10 protein-coding genes are annotated in these 10,029 nt (G+C 70.0%); all 10 read left to right on the top strand.

What is annotated here, in order from left to right; genetic code table 11:
• Positions 1–41: 41 nt before the first annotated feature.
• Positions 42–1,262 carry an HAD-IIIA family hydrolase gene (locus ACYQ1K_RS25795; RefSeq protein WP_459986419.1) on the top strand — a complete coding sequence of 407 codons (1,221 nt, stop codon included), beginning with the start codon at positions 42–44 and terminating at the stop codon, positions 1,260–1,262.
• The gene (locus tag ACYQ1K_RS25800; protein ID WP_459986420.1) at positions 1,252–2,415 is read left to right on the top strand and encodes a glycosyltransferase family 4 protein; all 1,164 of its coding nucleotides are present in this window, start codon (positions 1,252–1,254) and stop codon (positions 2,413–2,415) included. Before ACYQ1K_RS25795 ends, ACYQ1K_RS25800 begins: the two co-directional genes overlap by 11 nt.
• Entirely contained in the window at positions 2,412–3,524 is a 1,113-nt protein-coding gene (locus ACYQ1K_RS25805; RefSeq protein WP_459986423.1) for an NAD-dependent epimerase/dehydratase family protein, read from the top strand. The genes ACYQ1K_RS25800 and ACYQ1K_RS25805 overlap by 4 nt, the downstream gene beginning before the upstream one ends.
• On the top strand, positions 3,521–4,225 hold the full coding sequence (locus ACYQ1K_RS25810; protein ID WP_459986425.1) for a nucleotidyltransferase family protein: 705 nt from the start codon (positions 3,521–3,523) through the stop codon (positions 4,223–4,225). Before ACYQ1K_RS25805 ends, ACYQ1K_RS25810 begins: the two co-directional genes overlap by 4 nt.
• Positions 4,222–5,211 carry a GHMP family kinase ATP-binding protein gene (locus ACYQ1K_RS25815; protein WP_459986427.1) on the top strand — a complete coding sequence of 330 codons (990 nt, stop codon included), beginning with the start codon at positions 4,222–4,224 and terminating at the stop codon, positions 5,209–5,211. Before ACYQ1K_RS25810 ends, ACYQ1K_RS25815 begins: the two co-directional genes overlap by 4 nt.
• Complete coding sequence (locus ACYQ1K_RS25820) at positions 5,208–6,557, top strand: MATE family efflux transporter (RefSeq protein ID WP_459986429.1); 1,350 nt, start codon at positions 5,208–5,210, stop codon at positions 6,555–6,557. Before ACYQ1K_RS25815 ends, ACYQ1K_RS25820 begins: the two co-directional genes overlap by 4 nt.
• A 20-nt stretch (positions 6,558–6,577) precedes the next feature.
• Positions 6,578–7,495, top strand: a complete 918-nt coding sequence (locus tag ACYQ1K_RS25825) for a glycosyltransferase family 2 protein (protein WP_459986431.1) — start codon at positions 6,578–6,580, stop codon at positions 7,493–7,495.
• Positions 7,492–8,496: a hypothetical protein gene (locus ACYQ1K_RS25830; protein WP_459986434.1), complete on the top strand. Its 1,005-nt coding sequence runs from the start codon at positions 7,492–7,494 to the stop codon at positions 8,494–8,496. The genes ACYQ1K_RS25825 and ACYQ1K_RS25830 overlap by 4 nt, the downstream gene beginning before the upstream one ends.
• Before the next feature lie 8 nt (positions 8,497–8,504).
• Positions 8,505–9,335, top strand: coding sequence for a class I SAM-dependent methyltransferase (locus tag ACYQ1K_RS25835; RefSeq protein WP_459986436.1), 831 nt, complete (start codon positions 8,505–8,507; stop codon positions 9,333–9,335).
• A 181-nt stretch (positions 9,336–9,516) separates the two neighbouring features.
• Positions 9,517–10,029 (top strand): apiosidase-like domain-containing protein (locus tag ACYQ1K_RS25840; RefSeq protein ID WP_459986437.1); only part of this gene is annotated, 513 nt, incomplete at its 3' end.

Consider the following 10,029-nt stretch of genomic DNA (forward strand, 5'->3'; position numbering starts at 1 on the left):
AAGTGACCGGAGCCGCGTGTTCACGGGGTCCAGGGGGAGAGATGACAGAAGATCGCCGCACGCAGATGCGGGGCACGCGTCAAGCGCGGTGCAGGGCTGGGGTCCTGCTCGATCGCGACGGCACGTTGATCGTCGACTCCGGATACGTCGGCTCTCCCGACGACGTGCGCTTCATCCCTGGCGCCCTCGAGGCGGTGGCCGCACTCAACGCGGCCGGTGTCCCGGTCGCCGTGGTCACCAACCAGGCCGGGGTCGCTCGCGGCTACTTCGACCTGGCGGCGGTCGAAGCGGTGCACGCTCACATCGATGCCGCCCTCGCCGAGGTCGGCGGCCATATCGACCAGTGGCTCTTCTGCCCCTACCACCCGGACGGGGTCGTGCCCGCCTTCACACGCGCCAGCTGGGACCGCAAGCCCGCCCCCGGCATGGCGCTCGCCGCGGCAGCGGCGCTGGACCTCGACCTCCGCGCCTCGTGGCTCGTCGGGGACGCGGACACGGATGTCGCGCTGGCGCACGCCGTCGGAGCGCGACCGATCCGGATCGGCGCGTCGGATCCGTGGCCCGGCGTCGTCACGGTCCCCGACCTCGCCCGAGCGGTCGAGGTCATCCTCGCGGGGGATGCGACGGCGCTGCCGCAGCGGCCGGAGTTCCCGCTGGTCAAGTACGGGTCGGCCGATGCGTTCGGGCGCGACTACACCGAGCAGCTCGCCCGGGCCCTCGAGACCGTCGACCCCTCCGAGCTGGACCGTGCCGCCAAGATCATCAACACGGCCCACGACGACGGCCGCGCGCTCTTCGCGTGCGGCAACGGCGGATCAGCCTCGATCGCCAACCATCTCCAGTGCGACCACGTCAAGGGCGTGCGCGTCGGCACCGGCCTCCTGGCGCGGGTGCAGAGCCTGAGCACCAACATCGAGATCTTCAGCGCCATCGCCAACGACATCGGCTACGACGCGGTGTTCGAGTACCAGCTGCAGTCGCAGGCCCGTGCCGGGGACGTGCTGATCGCGATCTCGTCTTCGGGGAGGTCGCCCAACATCGTCCGGGCACTCGAGTGGGCGGCCGCGAACGGCCTGGCGAGCATCGCGCTGACCGGATTCGACGGCGAGCCGGCCCGCTCCCTGGCCAGTGTCGCGATCCACGTCGACACCCGCAACTACGGCATCATCGAAGACGCCCACCAGGCCTGCATGCACCTGCTGGCGCAGTACGTACGGCAGTCGAGGATGTCCGACGTCGAGGTCGCCGCCCATGTCTTCTGAGCCGATGCGGGTCGCGATCAACCTCCTCACCGACGACCCCGCCCATCCCTCCGGTGCGCACTGGTTCTGGACCCGTGTGATCCCGGAGATGGCGGCGCGTCTGGAGGACGGTGAGGAGCTCCACCTCATGGTGAGCCCTCGCTCCCGGGAGGCGCACCAGGGCTACGGGCCCGGTGTCCACTACCTCTCCTTCCCCTGGTCGAACGAGCGTCAGCGGCTGCGGGTGCTCAGCGAGCAGCTGTACGCCCCCGTGCGACTGCGCTCCGCCAGGATCAACGTCCTCAACACCCTGATCGCCCCGATGGTGCGACCGGCTCCCTCCATCGTCGCGCACTTCAAGACGATGCATGCCTTCACGGCACCGGCGGCGCTCTCGCCCGTGGTCCGCGCCTACCGTCGGACAACCTACCCGCACACCGCGAAGGTCGCCGACGCGATCATCATCAACTCCGAGAGCCTCCGCACCGAGGTGTTGACCTACCTCGACGTCGATCCCGGCAAGCTCCGGCTGGTCCCGGAGGCGGTCGACCACTCGACGTTCCGGCCGGGGGATGCCGACGAGGCGCGGGCCCGGGTCGCAGGTCGCGGCGTCGGCCGGCCGTTCATCCTGTTCGTCTCGTCGTTGTGGCACTACAAGAACCTCCACGGGCTGATGCGGGCCTTCGCGCTCGCGCGCCCCCATCTCGACGGGCACCAGCTCGCGGTGGTCGGCCCCGGACGCGACGTCGAGTACGTCGCGAGCCTGCATGCGCTGGCAGCCGAGCTGGGCATCTCCGATGACGTGGTGTGGGTCGGCGGGGTCCCGCTGGAGGAGACCGTGCAGTTCTATCGTGCCGCTGCGGCCTTCGCCTACCCGTCGTTCAACGAGACCTTCGGACTGCCCATCCTCGAGGCGATGGCCTGCGGATGCCCGGTGGTGACCTCCGACCGGAGCGCGATGGCGGAGACGGCGGGCGGTGCCGCGCTGCTCGCTGACCCGGAGTCCCCTGAGGCGCTGGCGGACGCGCTCGTCCGAGCCTGCGGTCCGCAAGGCGACGAGCTCCGCCCCCGCGGGTTGGCACGGGCCGCCGAGTTCTCCTGGGCACGCACCGGCGAGCTGACGCTCGACGTCTACCGAGAGGCCCACCGTGCGGGAGAGCGGGTGCCCGCATGAGGATCCTCGTGACCGGGGGAGCGGGGTTCATCGGCTCCCACACCTGCGACCGGCTGGTGGAGCTCGGCCACGACGTCGTCGTGCTCGACGCGCTGACCGCGCCTGTGCATCGTGAGGGCCGGCCCTCCTACCTCACGCCTGGAGCCGACCTTTTCGTCGGCGACGTGCGCAACCGGGATCTCCTCGCCAACCTGCTGCGCCGCAGCGACGCGGTCTTCCACTTCGCCGCCTACCAGGACTACCTGACCGACTTCGCGAGGTTCACCGACGTCAACGTCACCTCCACGGCGCTGATCTTCGAGATCGCCGTGGAGGAGGGTCTGGATCTGCAGCGAGTCGTGGTGGCGTCGTCGCAGTCGGCCATGGGTGAGGGCCTCTACCACTGCTCCCAGGACGGGCCCCAGACACCGGGCATGCGGCCCGAGGAGGCGCTGCGCGAGGGACGGTGGGAGGTCCCGTGCCCGACATGCGGGGGCGAGCTGGAGCTCAGGCGGACGCCCGAGACGGTCTCCAACCCGCAGAACGCCTACGGGATGTCCAAGCTCGGCGAGGAGATGGTCGCCCTCAACCTCGGGCGGCGCTACGGCATCCCGACGGCCGCGTTGCGCTACAGCATCGTCCAGGGGCCGCGGCAGTCGGTCTACAACGCCTACTCGGGCGCGTGCCGCATCTTCAACCTCCACTACCTGCTCGGCGGTGCGCCGGTGCTCTACGAGGACGGTCAGGCGGTGCGCGACTACGTCAACATCCACGACGTCGTCGACGCCAACGTGCTGATGCTGGAGGACGAGCGAGTGGCCGGCCGGGCGTTCAACGTCGGCGGAGGGACGCCCTACACCACCACCCAGCTCGCCGAGATCGTCCGGCGCCAGCACGGCTCGGACCTGCCCGGGAAGGTGACCGGCGAATACCGCTTCGGCGACACCCGCCACATCATCTCCGACATCACCGCCCTGGAGGAGCTCGGCTGGAAGGCACGGCGCACGCCGGTCGACTCGGTGGCCGAGTATGCGGCGTGGCTCGAGGGCATGCCCGGCCTCGACGAGGTGCTGGCCCAGGCCGATGCGAAGATGCGCGCGCTCGGCGTCGTGCGGAAGGTCGGGTCATGAAGGCCTTCCTCCTGGCTGCGGGCCTCGGAACGCGTCTGCGTCCACTGACCGACCGCGTGCCCAAGTGCCTGGTCGACATCGGGGGGCGCCCACTCCTCGACATCTGGCTCGACGCGTTGGCGTCAGCGGGCATCGACGAGGTCCTGGTGAACGTCCACCACCTCCACCACCTGGTCGAGGAGCACGTCGCCGCTCGCGCCGCACGGGCACCGTTCGTCAAGATCGCGCACGAGCCGACCCTGCTCGGCAGTGCCGGAACGCTGCGCGCCAATCGCGACTTCGTCGAGCGCGAGCCCTTCTTCCTCGCGATCAACGCCGACAACCTGACGACGTTCGACATCAGGCGGTTGATGGAGGCGCACCACGACGCCCCGTCGCTGGCCACGCTGGCGGTCTTCCGCGCGCCGCACCCGGAGCGCTGCGGCATCCTGACGGTCGAGGACGGGTTGGTGGTCGCCTTCGAGGAGAAGCCGACACATCCGGTGGGGAACCTGGCGAACGCCGGGCTCTATGCCTTCGACCCGCGAGTGCTGGACCTCGTCCAGGGGGACGACCCCCTGGACATCGGCGGCCACCTGCTGCCGAAGCTCGTGGGCAGGTCGCGGGTGCTCGAGGTGGGTGACTCGTTCTTCGTCGACATCGGCACGCCGGAGGCCCTCGAGCAGGCGCGTGCGACGTGGCCGAGAGGTGCGCAACGATGATCATCACCCAGACCCCCTTGCGGATCGGGCTCGTCGGCGGCGGGACGGATCTGCCCGGCTACTACCGCGAGCACGGCGGCCGCGTGCTCAACGCCGCCATCGACAAGTACGTCTACGTCGTCGTCAAGCAGCGCTTCGACGACGACATCTACCTCAACTACTCGCGCAAGGAGATCGTCAGCAGGGTCGCCGACATCGAGCACGACCTCGTGCGGGAGGCGATGCACATGGCGGGGATCAGGGGTGGTGTGGAGATCACGACGCTGGCCGACATCCCGTCAGCCGGTTCGGGACTCGGCTCGTCATCCTCGGTGACGGTCGGCCTCCTCCACGCGCTCTTCGCCTACCAGGGGATCCAGGTCTCCGCCGAGGAGCTGGCGGATCGTGCGTGCACGATCGAGATCGAGCGGTGCGGCAAGCCGATCGGGAAGCAGGACCAGTACGCCGCGGCGTACGGCGGGATCTGCGACCTGCGCTTCGGACCGGGTGACCGGGTCAAGGTGGACCCGATCCGGCTGCCCGCGCCCCTGCACCGAGCCTTCCAGGCCGAGCTCATGCTCTTCTACACCGGGATCACCCGCAGCGCTGACACGATCCTGAAGGAGCAGTCCGACAACGTCGCCGACCGGTTGTCGCAGCTCGACCTGTTGAAGATGCTTGCCGGGGAGGCGGCGGACGGCCTGCGAAGCGGCCAGACGCACGCGGTCGGCCAGGCCCTGGGCAAGAGCTGGGAGGCCAAGCGCCAGCTGGCCAGCGGCGTCAGCAACTCCTCGCTGGACGAGTCGGTCGACGCCGCGCTCGCGGCCGGGGCCACCGGCGCCAAGATCGCCGGCGCCGGAGGTGGCGGCTTCGTCCTCGTCTGCTGCCCCGTCGAGCACCAGGCCGCGGTGCGGTCGGCACTGACCGACCTGAAGGAGCTCCCGATCAAGGTCGACCAGCACGGCTCCCGCGTCATCTTCAACGTGCACAAGGACATCTGGGCATGAGGGGCTGGAGGCGGCACGGCACGACGCACCGGTTGGGCTGGGGGCTGGCCGACCAGGCGGTGTCCAGCCTGTCCAACTTCCTCGTGGTCATCCTCGTGGCGCGGTCGCTGTCGCCGGGCGCGTTCGGCGTCTTCAGCCTCGCCTACGCCACCTACGCCTTCTCGCTGAGCGTCTCACGCGGCGTGGCCACCGATCCGCTCGTGGTCCGCTTCAGCGGTGTCGCTCGCGACTCCTGGCGTGACGCGGTCCGCGTGGCCACGGGCACGGCGATCGGGGTGGGATGCGTCATCGGCGCCGGGTGCGCGCTGGTCGGTCTCGTCCTCTCCGGCACGCTCGGCGCAGCCCTGATCACCTTGGGCGTCCTGCTGCCTGGTCTGCTCCTCCAGGACAGCTGGCGCTACGCCTTCTTCGCCGCGGGCGACGGTCACAAGTCCTTCGTCAACGACCTGGCATGGGTGCTGGTCATGCTCCCCATGGTCGCGGTCGCGGCCGACCAGGGTGGCGTGGCGTGGTTCGTGATGGCGTGGGGCGGCGCAGGTTGTCTCGCCGGGCTGCTGGGCGCCTACCAGGCCGGGATCGTGCCCCGGCTGTCCGGCGCCTGGAGCTGGCTCTCCCAGCAACGTGAGCTGGGCGCGCGCTACTTCGCCGAGAACCTCAGCATGAGCGCCGCGACGCAGCTCCGCATCACCTTCGTGGGCGTGATCGCCGGACTCTCGGCCGTCGGAGAGGTGCGGGCCGCCGAGGTGCTGCTGGGGCCCTGGCTTGCCGTCGTGAGCGGACTCAGCATGGTGGCCGTCCCCGAGGCCGCCCGGGCCCTGCGCCGCTCCACGCGTGCGCTCGTGGTCTTCTGCGGCGGCCTCGCGATCACGCAGGCCGTCGGCGTGCTCGCGTGGGGCCTCGCCATCATGTTCCTCCTGCCGGACACGCTGGGGGAGCGCCTCCTCGGCTCACTGTGGGGGCCGGCCTCGGCCCTCATCCTCCCGACCAGCCTCGCCTACGCCGGCATCGGCCTGATCAACGGCGGCAACGCCGGACTGCGGGCGCTGGCCGCCGCGCGCCGGAGCCTGCCGGCGACCCTCTCGTGCGCGTGCGCGTACGTGGTCGGAGGAGTCGGAGGCGCCGCGGTCGGCGGCGCCGCGGGCTCCGCCTGGGGCATCGCCGCCGCCATGGCGGCCGGTGCCGTCGTGTGGTGGTGGCAGCTGCGCGCCGGCCTCCTCGACCTCCGCCGCTCGCAGGACACCTTCGAGCTGCCTGCGACCGACCACCTCGACTCCGAGCTCGACTCCGCACTCGACTCCGAACCACCCGAATCCGAACAACCCGACATGAAAGCGACACTGTTGTGAATACCGCGCCACGGCTCACAGTGGGCCTGCCTGTCTACAACGGGGAGAACTTCGTCGTCCAAGCACTGGACTCGTTGCTGAACCAGACGTTCACCGACTTCGAGCTGGTCATCTCCGACAACCACTCGACGGACCGCACCGAGGAGATCTGCCGCGACTACGCGGCCCGCGACCCTCGGATCCGCTACCTGCGCCAGCCGCGGAACATCGGGTGCAACCCGAACCACAACTTCCTCCTGGGTCAGGCGAGGGCCCCCTACTTCAAGTGGGCCGCGCATGACGACCTCTACGGCCCCGAGCTGCTGGAACTGTGCGTCGCGGTGCTCGACGAGGAGCCGGACGTCGTGCTGAGCCACGTCGACAAGGCCATGGTCGACGAGCACGGAGCGGTGATCCGGACGTTCGACTACCTGCTCGACACCGGCTCCCACGACCCCGTCGAGCGCTTCCGCAGCCTGCTGGTCGCCGACGGCGCCGATGACGAGTACGGCGTGATGCGGACCGACGTGCTGCGGTCCGTCCGGCCCAAGGACAGCTACCACCACGCCGCCCGGCCCTACATGACGGAGATCGCCTTCCACGGGCGCTTCCACCAGGTGCACGAGCTGCTGTACTTCCGGCGCGACCATCCCGATCGTGGAGACCGGAGGGCGACCATCCCCGCCCTCAGCACCAACCTGGACCCGAGGCGTGCGGGTCAGAGCACCGCCCGACTGGTGGCCGAGTATGCCTATCGCTACTTCGAGGTCGTCGCCCGGGCGCCGATCTCCCGGTCCCAGAAGCTCGCGTGCTACCGCCTTCTCCTGGGCCGCCTCTCGGGAAGCGGGTTCCACCGGGCGAGGAGTCGCAACCGCGACCCGAACTGGGCGGCCGGCCAGGTCGTGCCGACCACCCGCCCCGCACTAGCCAGCCCGACGAACGGAGGAGCGACCTCATGACCAGCACCGAAGTGCCCGCTGCCACGTCCGCCACCCCGCGAGCGGGTGACGTCGTCCGAGTCCGCGGCCGGGAGGAGATCCTGGCGACCCTCGATGCGAACGGCCGTCTCGACGGACAGCCGTTCATGCCCGAGATGCTGGCGTTCGCCGGCCGCGAGCTGCCCATCAGCGCGATCGCCCACAAGACGTGCGACACGATCAGCCGCCCGTCGACGGGGATGCGGCAGCTCGAGAACACCGTGCACCTGGCGGGTGCGCGGTGTGACGGCAGTGCGCACGGCGGCTGCCAAGCCGGCTGTCTGCTCTACTGGCGCGAGGAGTGGCTGGAGACGACGGACGGCGCCCCGTTGCGAGTGGCGCCGCAGCAGTCGGGTCCGCCGGCCACCGAGGAGACGCTGCAGGCCGACACCGTCGCGGGCATCGACAGCGACCGCGAGACGGTCTACCGCTGCGCCGCCACCGAGGTCATGCGGGCCACCAAGCCGCTGCATCCGCTCGAGCCCAGCCAGTATGTCGCGGACGTGCGCACGGGGAACTTCGCAGCCCTCTACGTGCTCCGCGGCCTGCTCGTGCTGGCGTTCAACAAGTTCCAGGCGCTGAGCCGCAAGCTCCTGCCGCAACCGCTGCGGATCGCAGGCGGTCGGCCCTACCCGTTCTACCGAGGCACTGGACCCGGGACCGCCCCGAAGCCTCTCGGGCTGCAACCCGGCGAGCTCGTCGAGGTGAAGAGCAAGGACGAGATCATGGCCGCGCTGGGGCCGAACAGCAAGAACAGAGGGCTCATCTACGACGGAGAGATGCTCCCCTTCTGCGGGCGTCGGGCGCGCGTCCTGCGGTCGGTCGACAAGATCATCGACGAGCAGACCGGCAAGATGATCCATCTGCGCGACTGCGTCATCCTCGACGAGATCACCTGCATGGGCAGGTATCACCGCTTCTGCCCCCGAGCGATCTATCCCTACTGGCGTGAGGCGTGGCTGAAGAGAGTGGAAGAAAGGTGAAGGGACCCATGACGAATGCTCTTCGGAGTCGGCTGGCCACGTCGCCGGTCGCACGGGCGGCTGCGCTGCCGCTGCGGACGGGAATGGTGGCACGCCACGATGCTCGTGTCCTGGGCCGGTCCGTCGACTGGCTCGTCAGGGGTCGCGAGACGACCAACCTCACCTACGACCTGGATCCGCTCAACCGGGACCAGCTCTGCTGGTTCGTCTCCAGCGTCTCCGGAGCGAAGGTCGGCCAGGTGCGGGAGTGGGTCAGCGAGCTCGAGAACGACCAGCCGCTCTTCGACCACGTCGTCGCGAGGCTCTCGACCCACCCCCGACGGGGCATCGGCGCACGCGAGCCGCACTGGGCCCGCCGGCTGGCGTGGTATGCCCTGGTTCGTGCCACCGAGCCCGAGCACGTCGTGGAGACCGGAACGCACTTCGGTCTGGGGTCCTGTGCCATCGCCGCCGCCCTGCTCCGCAACGGTCACGGGCGGCTGACGACGATCGACATCGATCCGCAGGCCGGCTACGTGATCGGCGGGCCCTGGGCCGACGTCATCGACCGGCGCATCGGCGGCTCCATCGAGCTGCTCGGCGGGCTGGACGAGGTGGACGTCTTCCTCCACGACAGCCTGCACACCTACGACTACGAGATGCAGGAGTTCAACGCCGTGGAGCCGCGACTCCGCCCGGGCGCATGGGTCCTCTCCGACAACTCTCACGACTCGGCCGCGCTGTCTGACTGGGCCGAGCGAAGCGGGCGTCAGTACTTGTTCTTCAAGGAGCAGCCCGCGCATCACTGGTGGCCGGGCGACGGGCTCGGCGTCGCCTGGGACGGCACGGCGCGAGTCTGACCTGGTGAGTGACCGTGCACCCGGGGAGGTGCGCGAGGGGGCCGAGCGGCACGACGTCGGCGTCGGCGTGGGTGACAAACCGGTCGCCGACAGGGAGACTCGGATGTGAGGTCCTCGACCTCAAGCCCGACCACGGGGGTATCGGGTGCAGTTCGTTGCAGCCCTTCGTGGAGTGGATGCCATGCGGCCGAGAATCGCATCGATCATCGTCGCGGCGCTCGCCGCGACGGCGAGCCTCATCGCCGGCGTGGGGGGCGTCGGTGCCCGTGACGCCGCCGCGTCGGTGAGCTCGGTCGCCGCGACCGCGCCGGACCCGCCGTACTTCGCTGACCGCATCGGCGGCACCGGCAAGCCGGTCTTCATCTTCTCCGCCGAGGACTGGGGCATCCTCTCCAACGGCGGCACGGCTGCCCACACGGACTACAACACGTCGTACGACCACTACTTCGCCACCCGCGCGGCCCAGGGCTACAACGGCGTCGAGGTCTCGATGTTCTCCCAGACCAACCTGGCCGGTGGTCACAACGGGCCGGACGGCGACGGGGTCTACCCGTGGGGGACCAGCTCGCTCGACCCGACCCAGGCGCCGAACGCGACGTTCTGGGCGCGGCGCGACCACTTCATCTCGCAGGCGGCCGCGAAGGGGTTCTATGTCTTCCTCAATGCCTCCACGGCGATGCTGGACCAGGGCGCG

It is taken from the genome of Nocardioides sp. AN3 (assembly GCF_054653495.1).